Origin of the sequence: Moorena sp. SIO3I8 (genome assembly GCF_010692325.1) — a bacterium.
Lineage (GTDB): Bacteria > Cyanobacteriota > Cyanobacteriia > Cyanobacteriales > Coleofasciculaceae > Moorena.
The window spans coordinates 1-17,034 of sequence record NZ_JAAHHW010000070.1 but is presented as its reverse complement, the minus strand read 5'-3'; the positions used below and the strand labels follow the sequence as shown (position 1 = coordinate 17,034).

16 protein-coding genes and 2 pseudogenes are annotated in these 17,034 nt (G+C 43.5%); 5 read left to right on the top strand and 13 right to left on the bottom strand.

All coding sequences use genetic code 11. The annotated features are described in order from the left end of the window. Positions 1-98: 98 nt before the first annotated feature. Positions 99-1,181: a septal ring lytic transglycosylase RlpA family protein gene (locus F6K51_RS23215; RefSeq protein ID WP_293024654.1), complete on the bottom strand. Its 1,083-nt coding sequence runs from the start codon at positions 1,179-1,181 to the stop codon at positions 99-101. Between the two features lie 553 nt (positions 1,182-1,734). Here F6K51_RS23215 and purM point away from each other — a divergent pair. Beyond that, complete coding sequence (gene purM / locus F6K51_RS23210; RefSeq protein ID WP_293024652.1) at positions 1,735-2,775, top strand: phosphoribosylformylglycinamidine cyclo-ligase; 1,041 nt, start codon at positions 1,735-1,737, stop codon at positions 2,773-2,775. 53 nt (positions 2,776-2,828) lie between these two features. Here purM and F6K51_RS23205 read toward each other — a convergent pair whose 3' ends face one another. The 4 genes from F6K51_RS23205 to F6K51_RS23190 all read right to left on the bottom strand — a co-directional run bounded on the left by F6K51_RS23205 (position 2,829) and on the right by F6K51_RS23190 (position 7,099). Continuing rightward, on the bottom strand, positions 2,829-4,469 hold the full coding sequence (locus F6K51_RS23205; protein ID WP_293024650.1) for a hypothetical protein: 1,641 nt from the start codon (positions 4,467-4,469) through the stop codon (positions 2,829-2,831). A 194-nt stretch (positions 4,470-4,663) separates the two neighbouring features. Next, positions 4,664-5,581 carry an NAD(+) kinase gene (locus F6K51_RS23200; protein WP_293024671.1) on the bottom strand — a complete coding sequence of 306 codons (918 nt, stop codon included), beginning with the start codon at positions 5,579-5,581 and terminating at the stop codon, positions 4,664-4,666. A 213-nt stretch (positions 5,582-5,794) separates the two neighbouring features. Beyond that, positions 5,795-6,772, bottom strand: a complete 978-nt coding sequence (locus F6K51_RS23195) for an SDR family oxidoreductase (protein WP_293024648.1) — start codon at positions 6,770-6,772, stop codon at positions 5,795-5,797. 222 nt (positions 6,773-6,994) lie between these two features. Then, positions 6,995-7,099, bottom strand: coding sequence for a PetM family cytochrome b6-f complex subunit 7 (locus F6K51_RS23190; RefSeq protein ID WP_063747919.1), 105 nt, complete (start codon positions 7,097-7,099; stop codon positions 6,995-6,997). A 161-nt stretch (positions 7,100-7,260) separates the two neighbouring features. Here F6K51_RS23190 and pdxA point away from each other — a divergent pair, with 161 nt between their 5' ends. Then, positions 7,261-8,361, top strand: a complete 1,101-nt coding sequence (pdxA, locus tag F6K51_RS23185; RefSeq protein WP_293024669.1) for a 4-hydroxythreonine-4-phosphate dehydrogenase PdxA — start codon at positions 7,261-7,263, stop codon at positions 8,359-8,361. Between the two features lie 21 nt (positions 8,362-8,382). On the opposite strand, the gene F6K51_RS23180 is transcribed toward pdxA, so the two are convergent. Further along, the gene (locus tag F6K51_RS23180) at positions 8,383-8,757 is read right to left on the bottom strand and encodes a hypothetical protein (protein WP_075904491.1); all 375 of its coding nucleotides are present in this window, start codon (positions 8,755-8,757) and stop codon (positions 8,383-8,385) included. A gap of 369 nt (positions 8,758-9,126) precedes the next feature. Between F6K51_RS23180 and msrP the strand changes: the two genes are divergently transcribed. Further along, the gene (msrP, locus tag F6K51_RS23175; protein ID WP_293024642.1) at positions 9,127-10,116 is read left to right on the top strand and encodes a protein-methionine-sulfoxide reductase catalytic subunit MsrP; all 990 of its coding nucleotides are present in this window, start codon (positions 9,127-9,129) and stop codon (positions 10,114-10,116) included. Between the two features lie 186 nt (positions 10,117-10,302). Here the strand turns inward: msrP and F6K51_RS23170 are convergent, their stop codons facing one another. Then, positions 10,303-10,929, bottom strand: coding sequence for a methyltransferase domain-containing protein (locus F6K51_RS23170; RefSeq protein WP_293024640.1), 627 nt, complete (start codon positions 10,927-10,929; stop codon positions 10,303-10,305). A 107-nt stretch (positions 10,930-11,036) separates the two neighbouring features. On the opposite strand from F6K51_RS23170, the gene hemH reads away from it, so the two are divergent. Next, positions 11,037-12,200 carry a ferrochelatase gene (gene hemH, locus F6K51_RS23165; RefSeq protein ID WP_293024638.1) on the top strand — a complete coding sequence of 388 codons (1,164 nt, stop codon included), beginning with the start codon at positions 11,037-11,039 and terminating at the stop codon, positions 12,198-12,200. A gap of 129 nt (positions 12,201-12,329) precedes the next feature. Here the strand turns inward: hemH and F6K51_RS23160 are convergent, their stop codons facing one another. Beyond that, the gene (locus F6K51_RS23160; protein WP_293024675.1) at positions 12,330-12,488 is read right to left on the bottom strand and encodes a hypothetical protein; all 159 of its coding nucleotides are present in this window, start codon (positions 12,486-12,488) and stop codon (positions 12,330-12,332) included. A 241-nt stretch (positions 12,489-12,729) separates the two neighbouring features. Between F6K51_RS23160 and iscB the strand changes: the two genes are divergently transcribed. Beyond that, positions 12,730-14,013: an RNA-guided endonuclease IscB gene (iscB, locus tag F6K51_RS23155; protein ID WP_293024636.1), complete on the top strand. Its 1,284-nt coding sequence runs from the start codon at positions 12,730-12,732 to the stop codon at positions 14,011-14,013. Positions 14,014-14,110: 97 nt separating this feature from the next. On the opposite strand, the pseudogene F6K51_RS23150 reads toward iscB, so the two are convergent. From F6K51_RS23150 to F6K51_RS23130, 5 genes and pseudogenes are all read right to left on the bottom strand, one after another. Next, positions 14,111-14,452 (bottom strand): annotated as a pseudogene (locus F6K51_RS23150) (DUF427 domain-containing protein); the annotation flags it as partial. A gap of 495 nt (positions 14,453-14,947) precedes the next feature. Next, positions 14,948-15,550, bottom strand: a complete 603-nt coding sequence (locus F6K51_RS23145; RefSeq protein ID WP_293024634.1) for a class I SAM-dependent methyltransferase — start codon at positions 15,548-15,550, stop codon at positions 14,948-14,950. A 96-nt stretch (positions 15,551-15,646) separates the two neighbouring features. After that, a complete protein-coding gene (locus tag F6K51_RS23140; RefSeq protein WP_293024632.1) occupies positions 15,647-16,021 on the bottom strand; it encodes a hypothetical protein in 375 nt (124 codons plus the stop codon). 13 nt (positions 16,022-16,034) lie between these two features. Beyond that, positions 16,035-16,586 carry a class I SAM-dependent methyltransferase gene (locus F6K51_RS23135; RefSeq protein WP_293024630.1) on the bottom strand — a complete coding sequence of 184 codons (552 nt, stop codon included), beginning with the start codon at positions 16,584-16,586 and terminating at the stop codon, positions 16,035-16,037. Between the two features lie 329 nt (positions 16,587-16,915). Continuing rightward, positions 16,916-17,034, bottom strand: a pseudogene (locus tag F6K51_RS23130) (IS630 family transposase); the annotation flags it as partial.

Below are 17,034 nucleotides of genomic sequence, written 5' to 3'. Positions count from 1 at the left end.
GCAGCTGCAACAAATTTTTTTTCACCTTTGGTAATGGGTAATTGGGAATTGGATTACTATTAGCCATTACCCATTAGCCATTAGCCATTGCCGTGAAATTAATATAAAACCTCTAGACGCACAGCAGCAGTGCCGGATCTTTCAAGTCCAATAACTCGGGCTGCGCCCCTGGAAAGGTCAATGAGCCGACTCCTGCTGTGGGGTCCACGGTCATTAATTCGCACAATCACGGAGCGACCATTTCTCATGTTAGTCACCCGCACCCTAGTCCCAAACCGCAAGGTACGATGAGCAGCAGTCAGGGCGTATTGATTAAATCGCTCACCACTGGCAGTGCGGCGGCCATGGAAACCCGGACCATACCAAGAAGCCATACCCCTCATCTGACTTCTTACTCGCCGAGTGGTACTCCTAGCTACTTTCTGTACTCTTCGTGGTTTTGGTGCTGGCGGTAAGTCGGCAATTTCTTTGAGAGGGGAAGCGTAACCGATCAGCCGTCGCAATCGATTAGTAGCTTGTAGAGCATCTTCAGCCAGGTCTTTAGTGGTATCTGGCAGAATTGTATTCTGATCAACTTGGACTAATTCTTCCCCATTGACTTGGATGCTGTAGCTTTTGTAGGAACCATTCCAACGGACAGTGATTGACTCAGCATTGACATTGTTGCGATGAAGTTCATTGATCCGAGCAGCAACCACTTGAGCCCGCCGAATTGAGTCATTTTCTGACCCATTAGCATCCGATATCGTAGCGTTGCCTGGGGCAACAGAAGACGGAGTTGCTATCTTTTCAACCTCAGTAGCAACTCTGTCTTTGCTAGGGTCAGCATTGATTTCCTGTGAACCGAGGAAAGTCAGAACAGGAATACTACGGACATACAGTGTAGCTGCCTGACGTCCTGCCAGTTGATAAGCATAAATATTGGTAATGATTTCATCAGGTTTAGCAGTTCTCAGTTGCTCTGGAAACTCAGCAAATTGAAACTCTGGTGTTGGCTGAGCTGGTAGTTTTTCTATTGCTGCAGTTACGCTAGATGGCAATTCTTGTGCCAGTTGGGTATCAGAATTTCTGGTCACAGTCTGAGTAACTGTCTCAGCGGATGAGACAGGAGTTGATATTGTTGCACCGAGAACTGTTGTTAGCACAGAAACGGTAATGCCACCCCAAATTTTTTGATTCATAGGTCTGTAGTCTAAGATAATTGGCAGTTTTAGGCATTATGGTGCTGCAACAAACGCAGTAACATAACTTCAACTTGCCCATTAACTCCTCACAAATGGTTATTTCCTCACAAATGGTTATTAGTGATTTAACTAAAAACCTGAAACAGAATACCATGAAGTTTCTGATGGTGGAATCCCCATTTCATGAAGCGGTTACTAATAACTTGTCAAAAACGACTGTTGTAAATTCACCACAAACTAAGTTATATTAGTGGTTAGAGGTTTTATGAAGTTTTTGTGAAGTCAAGTCAATAATAGTTAATTCTTATCAATTCCATCAAGATCTGCGAAATAACTAATGAATCAGCTTCACCAAATTTCCGACCTAAAGTAAACTTTAATACAGACTAGGTGCAAGCAATTCTGGTAATGAAGGGCGCTGACCACGGCGCTGACCACGGCCTTCCTCAACACACTACTGATCTGACCCTATTTGCCCCCTAGGTCTTGATCGACGCTACGCTGTAAAATACATCCTGCATTTCTAGCTCAAAAGCATTTGTGTGTTCCCATGGATTATCGAGACGCTGGTGTTGATATTGAAGCAGGTCGAGGATTTGTTAAGCAAATCCGTAGCCTGGTAAAAAGTACCCACCGTTCGGAAGTATTAGGTGGACTGGGTGGCTTTAGTGGTTGCTTTCAGCTGCCAGTGGGATATACTGAGCCAGTGCTGGTATCTGGAACTGATGGAGTTGGTACTAAACTCAAATTGGCTCAAGACCTTAACCGCCATGACACCGTTGGCATTGATTTGGTAGCCATGTGCGTCAACGATGTCTTGACTGTTGGTGCGGAACCCCTGTTTTTCTTGGATTATTTAGCAACTGGCAAGCTCAATCAACAACAACTGACTCAGGTTGTTGCCGGTATTGCCCAAGGTTGTCGTCTGGCTGGGTGTGCTTTACTAGGAGGGGAAACCGCAGAAATGCCTGGTTTCTACGAACTCGCCGAGTATGACCTAGCAGGGTTTTGTGTAGGAATTGTGGAAAAGAGCCGTATGTTGGACGGTTCCCAAGTGCAAATTGGAGATGTGGCAATTGGTTTGGCCAGTCAGGGCGTCCACAGCAATGGTTTTAGTCTGATCCGGAAAATTGTTCAGGATTCCCCAGACAACGCTCTTTCCTGGGACATAACTCCGGAATTGTTAGCTGGTAAAAGCTTAGGGGAGGAATTGTTGACACCAACTCAGATTTACGTGAAACCGGTACTTGATGCTCGTAGGGCTGGTATCGAGATTCACGGTATGGCTCACATTACCGGCGGCGGTATCCCAGAAAACCTCCCTCGTTGCCTGGGTGCTGGACAATCCGTCCAGATTTATCCCAACAGCTGGGTGATTCCACCAATTTTTCAGTGGCTAGCTCACACAGGTCAGGTTAGTCCTCAGGCAATGTTTGATACCTATAATATGGGGATTGGTTTTGTGCTGATTGTTCCTCAACAGCAGGTTGAGCAAACCCTAACATCGTTTAATTCACAGCAGGTAAATGCATGTAAAATTGGTGAAGTAATCCCAGGGGATGGTGGTGTTGTTGGCCTACTTATCCCGTGATCGGATCAGGCTTCTGGGTGGGGAGTCTCTCAATCATGCTCTCAATCAGAAGGTCAGAAGGGTGGCTCAGTTATTGAGGGTTCTGCCTTGAGGATTGCTATTCCCAAATCTGTAGTGGAGAGCGATCGCGCTTCAAACAATGCCATCATGTCACGAGGCTTGGGATTACCCCGAGATGCTCCTGCTAGACCTCTGGCAATAACTAAACCACAATATCCCTGATTTTCACAACCCTCCTCCCACTGCTGGCGGGCAGCAGCATGGTTGGTATCGGTTTCAGAAAACTCTCCTAATAAATAAAGACTGCTGTTTTCTGTTTGGATAATGCCAAGGTCGTAGCGTGTGCCCTCAAAGGGATCTTCCCCTGAATTAAAGCAAATCCCTTTGAGTCCACCAGCGGTCTCGATCTGCTCTATCAACACTTGTGCCTTTGGTCGGGTGGTTTGAATCAAAATAACTGGCATGCCTTCCCCGATTGCCTTGATATTCTGAGACTGATAGGATTTGACCCCAGAGCGAATAGATTCTATTGCGTCCCAAGACATCATGCCCAGCTTTAGGAAAGCATCCTTTGGCACAAGGTCATCCCGTAAGGGTATGGTCATCGACTCTGAATCGAAATCATCTTCCTCGGACTCAATTGCCATCTCTAACAACTCATCCGCCAGGTCAGGATGGGTGTTAACTTTAACGTTAACAGTAGATTTTGGTTCTAGGGGTACCGGGATGCGGTAGCGCTTACCAATCTTGGGTAAGTTTTCGTCATCTAATTCCTCATGGTAATGGTGAACAAATCGCTGAATCGCTTCTAGGGCAACATAAATTGCGATCGCTTCTTCTTCATAAAGATAAGGTCGCATTCCTTCCAAGGGATGGACTGTACCAAACCCAGGTACAATCTCTGATACTGGCAAATCAGCTAAATCAATATCATCCTCTTCATCCTCATCTTCGGTATCATCACCAAACCGCCCGAAGGTTAAAAACAAGCAATCTTGCCCTAAGAAAGCTTGTTCCATCTTTTCCCACGAGTCATCTGCCAGCACTGATGATCGGAACCGTTTCAGGGAATCCCAGGAGCGATATAGTAGTACCCCGTACTCCATACCCAGCATACCCATTACTGAGACGTATAGGGTTTCCACATCCCAGCGATTTAATTCAATTGAGATAATCTGATGATCAGCCACTACTTCCCAAGCAGCTTCATGCCAAATTTCATAGGCTTTTTCGATAAGTAGGTCGGCATACTTAGGTGGTAGCTGGGGTTGTCGAGTAGCCGCCATTTCCTCAAATCCCCGAAACAGTTCGTCAATCAAGGGTAAATTGGGTACATAATCAATGCCAATGTCTAACCCTTGAAGGACACCTCGCAAAAAGAACTGAATTTCTCGATTACGAACAACAATCTTTGAGGGTCGTGCTGGTCTGGCGGGGCTTTGGGGATGTTCCATGGCTTGCATAAGGGCACGAACAATCGCTTCTGGTCCCATGGTTGGTGATACTAAATCCATTGCCCTGACAATGCCTTCCGAGCCATCCACCCAAAGAATGCAATCATTATGACCCTCACCATCCGGCTGTTGATGATTGTTACCAATAACTGACAGGGGACGGCGGTCTCCCTCCCACACACTGGAAGTCTGTTGTAATTTATTGAGCCGACGACGAGTATTGCGATTCAAAGCAGACATAGAATAGTTTGGGTTGATTGCCTAAGTACCGACCGTGAATAGCCAGTTGCTGGTGGATACTCCTATCTTACCGGGGCAAAGGTTGCACAAGCCCCCCTGATCCAAAGTTGCGTTTCACCGATTAAATATTATGGATATCGGACACCACCACACACCACCAGAAACTACATTTTCTGGTTACATGGATGTAAACTCTAAGGCAACTCCACAGAGGTCGGTTTAGCAATGTGCGGCAACCCCCACCCTAACTTTTCTCGCAAAACTCTGAAAAACTCTGGTGCTTGCAAACGGATAAATCGAGCGGAGTAAGGCGATCGCTTAACTTTTATTTTATCTTCTGGTATTACGTAGCAACCACCATTGCCATCAACTACCATCACCATCGAATTGGGAGTAGCGGGAAAAATGCTTAATTGCTCTGTGTCGGCAAAAACTAATGCCCGAGATGCCAAAGAATGGGGACAGATGGGCAACAGTTGCAACACCGGCACCTCAGGAGTTAATACTGGTCCTCCAGCACTTAGAGAATAGGCAGTAGAGCCAGTGGGTGTTGAGACAATTATACCATCAGCTGCAATATCCACTGGTGCGTGATGTCCTATTTGTACCTCAAAATGGCACATACTCGTCAACGGTTCCCGGTGCAATACCATTTCATTTAAACAAAGTGCCTCCCACCAAACCCTCTCATCTCGCAGGATCTGCACAGAAAGCATCGACCGTTCTTCTATAACATACTCTTCTGCCATGACCTGTTCCAAGACAGAAGGCAACTGATTGACATAGGTCTCTGTTAAGAAACCCATGTGACCTGTATTCACCGTTAGCAAAGGGATCCCTTGGGGAGCCACTTGGCGAAAAGCCGCTAGTACTGTACCATCTCCCCCCAATACAATTGCGAAAGCCATCTGGTCATCAAAACCAGGGGGGGCTAGTTTGTCCATTGGTGTATGACACACTGGTGATTGAGGACTCGAATAACCCAGAATTCCCCCAACCCCTGTCGCCATACACACTTCCCAACCCGCAGTCCTCAATTGGTTGTGCAACTCTTCAGCAACGCTACAAGCCATTGGTTTAAGGTCGTTGTAGATAATGCCTGCTTTTGGTATACTCACCAGTCCCCGTCTTGAACTACTTGGATTAAATTATCACCGAACATCATGGACAATTGTCATTTAATCAGGTAATGTCTTGATGCAGTCGCGCTATGGGGACCGGCTGCGTACTCAGGCTTGCGTCTGCACTTTGTAAGCCCCGTCGAGAAGCACTTTGGCTGCACTGGCTCCCCAAAACCTCGCGCTTATAGATTTTCCAGGAAATATCTAGGATTTAGATTTAAAAGGAGTCCTCTTCTTAGACTTCTTTTTAGCTTTCTCGTAATCGATTTCTTTGAGCTTATTCATAATCCGGTTAAAGTATTCCTGTAGATATTCTTCCAAAGTTGTGGTTTCCTTAGGGTCTAGGCCAAAGACCTCGTATACCTTCTCCATCGGTGCATCCAGAGGTTTCCCACTCACTAGCACCTCAGTAAAGGCAAGCCGGTCTGCCACATTCCAGCCCCACTGAAAAAATCTCACGAATCGCCGCATACCCCGCAAAAAATTTATTGGGAGTCGGGCTATTTTAGCATCTTTACCGGACAACCGCTCACACAGGTTAATGATTTCGTAGGTACTAAAGGCTCTGGTTCCCACCACCGGGAATGTCTGATTTACTGTTTCTGGAACTTCAAGAGCACGAATGCCAAACTTAGCAATATCCTGGGTGTTCATATAGGCGATGGGAGAGGTTTCTCCTGTAATCCAAACCGCCTGTCCATCCAAAATCGGGATCGCATACTGACCAATTAAGCCTTGCATAAAGCCACTCGGTTTCAAGATTGTGTGTGGCAATCCTGATTCTGCCAGAAATAGTTCTGTACAGTGTTTTATTTCCATCAGTGGGACATGAGGAAAATTCTCACTTCCCAGAATTGAGAAAAAGACATATCTTTCTATACCAGCAGCCACAGAAGCTTGAATTAGGGCAACTTTTCCTTCCCAGTCTACCTGTCTGATGGTCAGAGAATCTGTTGGTCTCGATGTTGCCGCATCAATGACAGCTGTGATCCCTTCCAGGGCTTTTGGCAGGGTTTCTGGAACACAGAGGTCTCCTTGTACTAGTTCTGCTCCCCATTCTTTTAGGAAAGAGGCTTTTCGTGGACTGCGTACAAGACAGCGTACCTGATGATCCTCGTCCAGTGCACGACGAACCACCTGTCTTCCTAAGGTGCCAGTTGCACCGACGACCAACAAGTTCATTATAGTAATTTTAGTAAGGAATCTTTAAGTTTCTATAAGATTCTATCAGAAATTTTGTCGATATCTCATGTTTCTGGTATTCAATAGGCTTTGCCCACGGTGAGGGGTGTGGGAGAATGGGTTGAGGCGTTAGACAGCATCAGTCATGGATTTGGAAGAAAACTGTGAAAGAATTCTTGACCAAACCCCACAGCCGTTACCCCATAACCCATTCACTAGAAACTATTCTGACACTCCCTGGATTTTGAGTAATAAGAAGCCTAAGCCCAAACCCACAAGAATCAAGGTGAAGGACAAAAATGCTGCATTGAAAATTTCTGTACCCATTGTTTTATGATCTCCTATGTACTTTTGTTACAAGGTATCATGACTAGGGTGCCAAAATATAGCAATCCTATGGAAATCCTGAGCAAGACTATTTCAGCAAAGGGGTTAGGATCCGGGAGTGTTGAGGAATGATGTCAGACTTGTCAACAAACCATCAGAAGATGTCTTTGACAGGAAAACTTAACTCACCACCAAGGCTTCCTCGGTTAGCGGTGACCTTGGGAGATCCAGCAGGCATTGGACCAGAAGTTGTCCTCAAGGCATTGGCAGACTCCCAAGTCACTAGGAATTGTGAGATAACGGTGATTGGCAGTCGGTACCTCTTGAATGGGGCTTACACCCAGCTACGTCAGCAGGGGGTTGAAGATGTAGCTACTTTAGCTTCCCCAGAGACATTATCAATCCTTGACATTGAGTTGGATTATGGACAACGGCCTCAAATCACCCCAGGTGTTGGTAATGCGGCTAGTGGTGCTCTTAGTTTTGTGTATCTCGAAAATGCGATCGCACTCACCCAACGTGGTCAGTTTGATGGTATTGTGACCGCACCCATTGCCAAGTCTCTCTGGAAAGCGGCAGGACATGATTATCCTGGTCAAACTGAAGTGCTAGCCCAGTATTCTGGTGTCAAACAATTTGGGATGCTGTTCGTAGCGCGATCGCCCCATAGTGGTTGGGTGCTACGTACACTTTTAGCTACCACACATATTCCCTTAAGTCAAGTACCAAACACCTTAACCCCACTATTGATGGCGAGTAAACTAGACTTACTGATAGCCTGCTTGGGTAGGGATTTTGGCATCAAGAAACCTCGAATCGCGATTTCTGGGTTAAATCCTCATAGTGGTGAGCAGGGTCAGCTAGGTTGTGAAGAACAAGATTGGTTGATTCCCTGGCTAGAGCAAGAGCGCCAGCAACGCCCGACTATCCAATTAGATGGACCAGTACCTCCTGACACTCTTTGGGTAAAACCTGGTCAGGCTTGGTACGGCAACCATCAGCAGTACGCTCATGATGCTTATGATGCTTATTTGGCACTTTATCATGACCAGGGCTTAATTCCTGTCAAACTTATGGCATTTGACCGAGCGATCAATACTACCATCGGTTTACCGTTTGTGCGCACTTCTCCTGATCATGGCACAGCGTTTGATATTGCTGGTCTTGGCATTGCTAACGCTACTAGCATGAAGGCTGCAATTAGCCTGGCTACTGAACTGGTGAACCAGAGGTTGAGTAACCGTTTAGCTATCAGTGGTTAGAACTTGCCTTGTACTCAACCTTTACTCTCTAAGTGGAACTGCCAACTGGACTTTTTGAGTATTGCGAGTAGTTGAGGATTGAGGAAACACATTAAGTTCTTCCTGCTGGATGACATCCCCAAAAACTATGTCTACATTGTCCCTTGAGCCAACCTTGAACTTAGGCTGTAAATTGTTACCTAAGCCTTCCGTTTCCTCTAGCTCTAGTGATGTTGGGAAAAAGGTGCCATAATCGTCTGAGACCGTGCGACCATTAACTTGGCGGAGGGTGTCACCAGACAGGGTTACTGAACCGCTTGGCTCACTAGACTGCGCTCCTGACTGAGCATAAGCAAGAGGTACCAATCCCACAGCTATCCAGCCGATTCCTACTATAACTAGTGTTTTACGGATCATCAGCTTTCTCCTGGTTTTTTTATTTACCTTATTTTATTTATTTATTTTTATTTTAGTAGTCTTGACATTAATCTGGCATCCGAATACATCCTTATAAAAAAAATAAGCGGTAGTAATTTTAACTATAACTTTGTACAAGCATAACTTAAGCTATCAGCTATCAGCTATCAGCTTTTCAATAAAAGAGGTAAGCTTTGGCCTTGGCCTATGGTCACGCTACGCGGATGATAGCTGAATGCTTACCTTAAGGTTTTAACCCACGCTATCAGTCAAGGCACTACTTGAAAAGCTACCCTTGCCAGCTATAAGCTCGACTAGCCTGTTTAGGCTGACTGCTAAAAGCTCACCGTCAACAATATCACTTACTTTATGACCATCATTCGTGTACCAAAGTCCTGGGAACTGCCAGAGCAACAAGTCACCTCAGAAACGGCTTATTTTAACCGACGTCGCTTTCTCAAAAATTTAGTTGGTGCCAGCCTAGGCACTGGAATGCTCTCAATTCTTGGTTGTCAAGCTTCCTCTTCTGCCTCAGACAAAGCTTTTGTGGAAACCCTAAATCAACCCAAGTTCAAATCCTTAGCAACCAATCCAGCTTTTGCCAGTGTTGACAGACCCATCACTGATCAGGAGCTCGCTGGACAGTACAACAATTTTTATGAATTTGGCGGCAGTAAATCGATCTGGCAAGCAGCGCAAAATTTACCAACCAAAGACTGGAAGGTAGAGGTAACCGGATTAGTCAAAAATCCCCAAACCTATGACCTAGATGATCTCCAAACTAAATTTCCGATCGAAGAGCGGATCTATCGCTTCCGCTGTGTAGAGGCGTGGTCAATGGTGCTACCCTGGATCGGATTTCCGATGAAAGCGCTGATCAAAGCAGTAGAACCTACTTCAGAGGCTAAATTTGTGCGATTTACCTCCTATTATGACCGCAAAATTACTATTGGTCCAGGCATACACCTTGGTTCCTTACCTTGGCCTTATACGGAAGGTTTACGTGTTGAGGAAATGGCTAACGAACTAGCATTTTTTGCTATTGGCATTTACGGTCATCTATTACCCAAGCAGCATGGTGCTCCTATTCGCATGGTAGTGCCCTGGAAATATGGTTTTAAAGGAGCAAAATCTATAGTCAAAGTGGAGTTTTTAGCTAACCAGCCAGCTACTTACTGGAATACTATTAATTCCTATGAATATGACTTTGAGGCAAATGTTAACCCCAATAAGCCTCACCCCAGATGGTCACAAGCTACAGAAAAATTCATCAGTAGCGGTCCAAACTTATCCTGGGACAGACGACCCACCCTACCTTACAACGGTTATGGGGAATATGTAGGTGGATTATATAGTTGAAGGTTATTTGGTTGTTAGCCTTTGGCGTTGGGTGCAGGGGAGGTTAAAGGTTGAAGGTTAAAGGTTGAAGGTTGAAGGTTAAAGGTTGAAGGTTAAAGGTTGAAGGTTAAAGGTTGAAGGTTAAAGGTTGAAGGTTGTTCGCCCTTGGCCTTCCCTTCGGGTAGGTTTTTTGGTTACTGTCGGCCTTTACGCTTTCGTCACCTGAATCACCTGTAAACTACCACCTGCGTGCAAAGAGCGATCGCATACCTTAAACCCCACTTGCTCAAGCCCCTTGACCAAGTCAGTCTCTAGTAATTGCCAAGCTGTCTCGGTCTCAAACAACCACATAAATACCGCTAACCCTGGCCAAAACAAAACATTAGTTGGCTTGTGCAAATCCACCAGGGTAAACACTCCTCCTGGTTTAAGCACCCGGTGAACCTCCTGAATAATCTGCTGCAACACCTCAGGGGTCATTTCATGGAGTGCGGCGCTGGTGTGAACTATATCAAATTGAGCATCTGGAAAGGGCATCTGTTCAGCCAAACCCTCTACATAGTTGGCTTGGGGAACATTCCGTTGTGCTCGCTCTAGGGATAGTGGAGAAATATCTAAGCCTGTGACATGCTCAGACAATTCCACCAAGAACTGGGTGGCCTGACCACTGCCGCAACATAGATCTAGCACTTTGGTTCCTGAATGAATTGTTAAGCCCTGTAACGGTAGCTGGCGGAATCGTCTCTCTCCACCTACGCTCAAAGCCGCGATCCGGGAAATACTATCATACAGCCATTGGTACTGATAACTCCAAGCTCTAAGAACTGTTGCCACTACTCACTCCTTAGTAAAGATCTGTGTTTCTTGTTGCAAATTTAAGTTAAAAAATATATTGTTAAAATGAGTAACAAATATGAAAGTTATGGGAAGCTGTGTTAACTATGGGTCGTGTTGGGGTATTATTGCTTAATCTAGGTGGGCCAGATCAGTTAAAGGATGTTCGTCCCTTTCTATTCAACCTGTTTTCTGACCCGGAAATTATTCGCCTGCCTTTTCCGTGGCTGCAAAAACCCCTGGCTTGGCTAATCTCCACTAAGCGTGCTAAGATCTCCCAGGAGAACTACAAGCAAATTGGTGGTGGTTCCCCTCTACGGAAGATTACAGACGCCCAGGCTCAAGCCCTCCAGGAACATTTGCAAACAAAAGGGCAAGAGGTCAGTGTCTATGTAGGAATGCGTTACTGGCATCCTTTCACTGAAGAAGCGATCGCAACTATCAAAGCCGATGGTATCGAACGCTTAGTTATTTTACCGCTTTATCCCCAGTTTTCCATCAGCACCAGTGGTTCTAGCTTCCGTCTGCTAGAAAGTCTGTGGAAAGAAGACCCAGACCTGAGCAAGATTGAACACACAGTCATTCCCTCCTGGTACCAGCAGCCACAATACCTACAAGCCATGGCTGATTTAATTGCTCAGGAACTCGATAAGTTTTCTAATCCTGATCAAGTCCATATCTTCTTCAGTGCTCACGGTGTACCCATCAGCTATGTCACAGAAGCTGGAGACCCCTACCAGCAAGAAATTGAGGATTGCACTTCCTTAATTATGAAAACCCTCAACCGCCCCAATCCCCATACTCTGGCCTATCAAAGTCGGGTTGGTCCGGTAGAATGGCTCCAACCTTACACCGAGGATGCGTTGCAAGAACTCGGAGCTAAGAATACTCAAGATTTGCTGGTAGTCCCGATTAGTTTTGTCTCAGAACATATCGAAACCCTCCAAGAAATCGACATTGAGTATCGAGAAATAGCAGAAGAATCAGGGATTAAGCACTTTGAGCGGGTACCAGCCCTCAATACCCATCCCCTATTTATTGAGTCTTTGACCAATTTGGTAGTTGAGGCTCTCGAATCACCCAGCCGTGAACTCTCCGAAGTGATTCGTCCCCCAGAGACAGTCAAAATTTACCCTCCCGAGCGCTGGGAGTGGGGTATGACTACAGCAGCAGAAGTTTGGAATGGTCGTCTGGCTATGATTGGGTTTATTGCTTTACTGTTGGAGTTGATTAGTGGCACTGGACCGCTACATTTTGCTGGGTTGTTGTAAATTTATTCAGGTTATAAGGGCAACCGGCAAGTCCAGATCTACCAGATCTAATTGGGAGAGGGGGCAAGTAATCGTCCCCCTCGACAGCTCTCAAAAGTAAACCACTATTTACCCAATCTACCAACCCGTCTACCAACCCATTGTTCCTGGTTCTCCCTTGAAAGGTCCAACAATATCCTTAGTGATCCAGCCACCATAAAATTCACCAGGCTGGGGAGTGACTAACTCATCATCTACATAGCAGGCATCCATCAGACGAGCAGAGAAGCCATAGTATTCTTTAGTCAAGAACTCGCCGCTAAGTTCTAACGAACTATAGCGGGAGCTTGTTTTAAGCTCTAACTTGACCAGACTAAGGTTCGTGAGAAACCTACGTTATTTGAATTATGAAACCTGATAATGCGTGCCAGTTTTCAGCTCTTTCGTACAGCTTTAAACAGGTGTAACGAGTTAAGCCAGTGAGTTGTACATAACAAGTTCAAATAACATTGTCGAGGCCAACTTTACCCGAAAGGAGAGACTCAAAGTAATGCGAGTTTTCGTACTAGACAAAAACTTGAAACCTCTTGATCCATGCCATCCGGCACGAGCAAGAGAGCTATTGAACATGGGAAGGGCTAAAGTATTTAAACGGTACCCATTTACAATTGTATTAAAAGACAGGATTTTAGAAAAATCTGTCACTCATTCACATCGTTTAAAGATAGACCCTGGTAGTAAAACAAGCGGGATGGCTATTGTTCAAGAAGAAACAGGACGTGTCACAAGCGCCTTAGAAATATCTCACAGGGGACAACAGATTAAGAATTCTCTAGACTCTCGCAGGGCATTAAGGAGAGGTAGACGCAACCGTAAGACTCGATATCGCAAACCTCGTTTTTTGAACAGAACTCGTAGACAAGGATGGTTACCCCCATCTCTTGAAAGCAGAATTAACAATATTGAGACTTGGGTGAAACGAATTAGAAAAGTCTGTCCGATTAGCGCTATTTCTCAAGAGTTAGTCAGGTTTGATTTGCAGCAAATGCAAAACCCTGAAATTAGCGAGGTTGAATATCAACGCGGTGAGTTATTCGGCTTTGAGGTCAAGGAATACTTGCTTGCCAAATGGGGGAGAAAATGTGTCTACTGCAACGCTGAAAACACCCCATTGGAAATAGAACACATTGTCCCCAAATCAAAAGGAGGTTCTAACAGAGTAAGCAATCTCACCTTAGCTTGTAGACCTTGTAATCAGAAAAAAGGTAACAAATATGTAGAAGATTTTTTAAGTAAAAAGCCTGAACTATTGAAGAAAATTAAGGGGAAAACCAAGACTTCACTTAAAGACGCGACTGCGGTTAATACTACCCGATGGGAATTGTATAGAAGACTTCAAGAAACAGGGTTACCTGTAGAAGTAGGTTCTGGGGGACTGACCAAATTTAACCGTAAGGTCAGAATGATTGAAAAACACCATTGGACTGATGCTTCTTGTGTTGGTAAATCAACACCTGAGCGGCTACTTATCAGGGGAATAAAACCGCTGTTAATTGCAGCTAAAGGACACGGAACTAGGCAGCGTTGTCGTCCTAACAAATATGGGTTTCCGAAAGCTCACGCTCCAAAAGCTAAGTTTTTTCAGGGTTTTCAAACAGGTGATATTGTTAAAGCTGATGTCATCAAAGGTAAGTTTGCTGGTCAATATGTCGGACGTATTGCAATTCGCTTTAGACCTAGCTTTACCCTTCAACTACCAACTCAAAAATTTGACGTACATCCCAAATACTTGAAAACTATTCACAAGGCTGACGGCTATGAATATCAATCTTGAAAATAAGGATACCCTATCGGGTAGTTTACTTGTTGGCGGCAATTCCCCTCCCGCTAACCCGTGCCGGGTATAACGGGAGTCCCCTTGCCGCATCTCAGATGGAAACAAAGTCAGGGGTTGGCTCGGGGTAGCGCCAAGCTCCATGAGTTGCTTGTTTTTCACCTAACGAGACATTGTAATACGAACACCTGCCTTTCCATTCGCAAAAGGTTTTATGGGGTGTCTCTGTCAGATATTCTAGTTTGATATCTTCTGGTGGAATGTAATAAGTCGGAGGATGACTGGTTTCCAAAACTCGCTTAGGTCTGTGGGTTTCTGCGAGAACAATGCCATTAAAGATTACCTTAATATGTTTATTGATGTCTTCCCATCGGGCGGGACGGGGGTAATCCCAAACCGATTCTTGACCTGGCTTTGGAGGGATAGGAGTTGGTCTCATGACTTATCTTTGGTTTTCAAACTTGGTTTTAAAAGTTGGCTTTTCTACTTAACGTTATCCTATAAGTTATTTAGACAACTTCATGGTGATCTTCCCCAGAGAAGCTACAGGGGAGATAATTCCAGACTTTTTGGTAGGGGGGATCAACGTTTATAAAAAATTCTACCTCAAAACATAAATTAAAAATTTTTTTCATATCTCTACTATGATGTTTTTAGCTATTTACCTATTGTTAATGATGTTCGTGAATGGTTAGTTATTGAATTAGTGTTTTTTAACAATTATCAGTTTTGTTTTTTGCTTAAAGCTAAATTGATTAGTTTTTGGATTCAAATACTGTAATAATTTTTCTTTAAATAAGGAAAGTACATCAACAGAATTATTAAGGATACATTGTTTTAAATAAGCTTCTAGCAAATCTCGATATTCACAATCAATTTCATGGTTATAATCAAAATCGATCACATCGTACTGCAATTCGAGTAAATCTAAGTTTTATTGGATATCTTCTGCTGTTATAAATCTTCTATAGTTATTCGGCTGTTCGTATTTTTTTAGATAAAAATTATATAATTGATGGTAACAAGAATCTGAACTTGCTTGATACATCAAAAAAATACCACTGGGTTTGAGCAATGTCCTAATATGCTGTAGGATATCCTGAATTTTATTAATGTCTACAGTATAAAATGAATGAATTGCCCAAATAAGATCGTAGTAGCTACTTTTGGGAATTGCTGTTTCAATAGTTTCTGTAGAAGATAAGAACCCTTGATTTGCCTGAAAGTGTTTTAATTGATTGAACACTGAACTACATTGATTCAGACAATAGTCTGAAACATCTAGCAAATCAGATGATAGCTTGAGTTCACTATCAATTTTTTTATCTAATAAATCTGGTAAAACTCCTGTTCCACAACCTATATCTAAAAGTTTTATCGTATCACTTCCAAATGAATCGATTATTTTTAAAAATCGATGACTATTAACAAGCTCTTCGTAATCTATCAAAGTAATTTTGAACCAAGAGTCTAGATCTAGATTACTTTTTTGATAGTAGTCTTGAGAAGGATTGAGATTGTCAGTGTTTTGTTTCATGGCTGTTTCAGATGTAGGATATGTTTTATTTTGGCTACTAACTAACTTAAGGCGGGATGGTGGAGCGGCCCACCGTCCCGTTAGAGTTTTACCACTTTAAGCGGATACCCTTTGTTTTTCAATATAAAATAAAATTCCGGAGTGTGGAAGCATTATTTCTCCCCCCTCCATCTTTTGCGAACTCGTGCCAAAGTAGTCTAGGAGCAATCGCAATTGTAAGGGTGAAAAAAATTCCGTGTTGGCACCAACTATAAAATTTAGTAACTGTTTCCCCAACTCAGACTCTTTGTCAAAACATTTTGTAATGTTTGTTGTAAAATCAATTTTTTCTTGACGAAACGGTAAATTGCTTTCAGTTAGGAGTTGCTTTACATCATCGCTAAACCACGGATATTTTCCGTATAGTCGCTGAGTTGCATGGTAAAAAGGTTCATTCAGTAACTGTCTTTTAGCTACCCCTAAAATTACCATTCCTCCTTCCCGGCTAAGTTCGTAAATTTTCTTTCCGAAATAAGGTTTTAATGTCAGAAAAGTAGTAAAGGGAATGAATTAACAGTATGATATCAAAACCTTGACGTGATTGAAAAGATTCAAATCCAACAGTATTAATTTTAAAATTAAATTTATCGGTGTGATATATCCTGATTTTATCACACCATTCTTGTGCTTTTACACATTCGGCTTCGTTGGGATCAATGCCGACGAAATGGATAGTTTTGTTTAGAGAAAGAAGCTTTTCCAAAAAAGGTTTCTCAAACAATCCGCTCCCACAACCGATGCTAAGGATGCTGTAATCTTCTTGTGAAGACATCTTATCGTCTATAGCCTGAAGTGTGGCTTCAAGCATCATCTCTTGTTCGTTCTGCTGACTGCGATAGGCAATTTGGCAATCCATATATTCTTGGTCGTTGAGTTTGACTATCTGTAGTCTTGGATCTGAGAATAAGTATGCGATTGCCGATTTCTGCAGGCTCTCCAGGGTGCCTACTGAATCATCATAAAACCCATCGGTAAAACTATCAGTTGTTAATGTCATCTATTTTTATTTTTTGTGATTAATTTATCTAATTTTAAGTGCATCAAGACCAGTATCCCCCATCCTTCGGTTATGTCTTACGGGGGTTTCACCCACTCGCGCTTTGGATTAAGACGCCGTTTTTCATTTGTCAGACAACTCAACTTCTAAAAATTAGTGATGAATTCATTATCTCATATTTGGTGCTCAAGTTAACTTGGATAAGTTTATATCACACTATAACTTATTTGTCAAAATAATTTAGATTAATTTTAGATGGGTTTGCCCTGCCCTTAGCAACAATCCACAAAGTATAGCTCCCTGGGTTCGCTGTCCAAAGTAATAAGCACCTAAACAAAATTAATTACATATTCTTCCCCAAAATTGTCAAGCACTTTTTTGAGATATTCAAGAAAGCTTTTCCAGTTTTCGTAAGCATCAATTTCAATCCACTCATACTTAATAAATT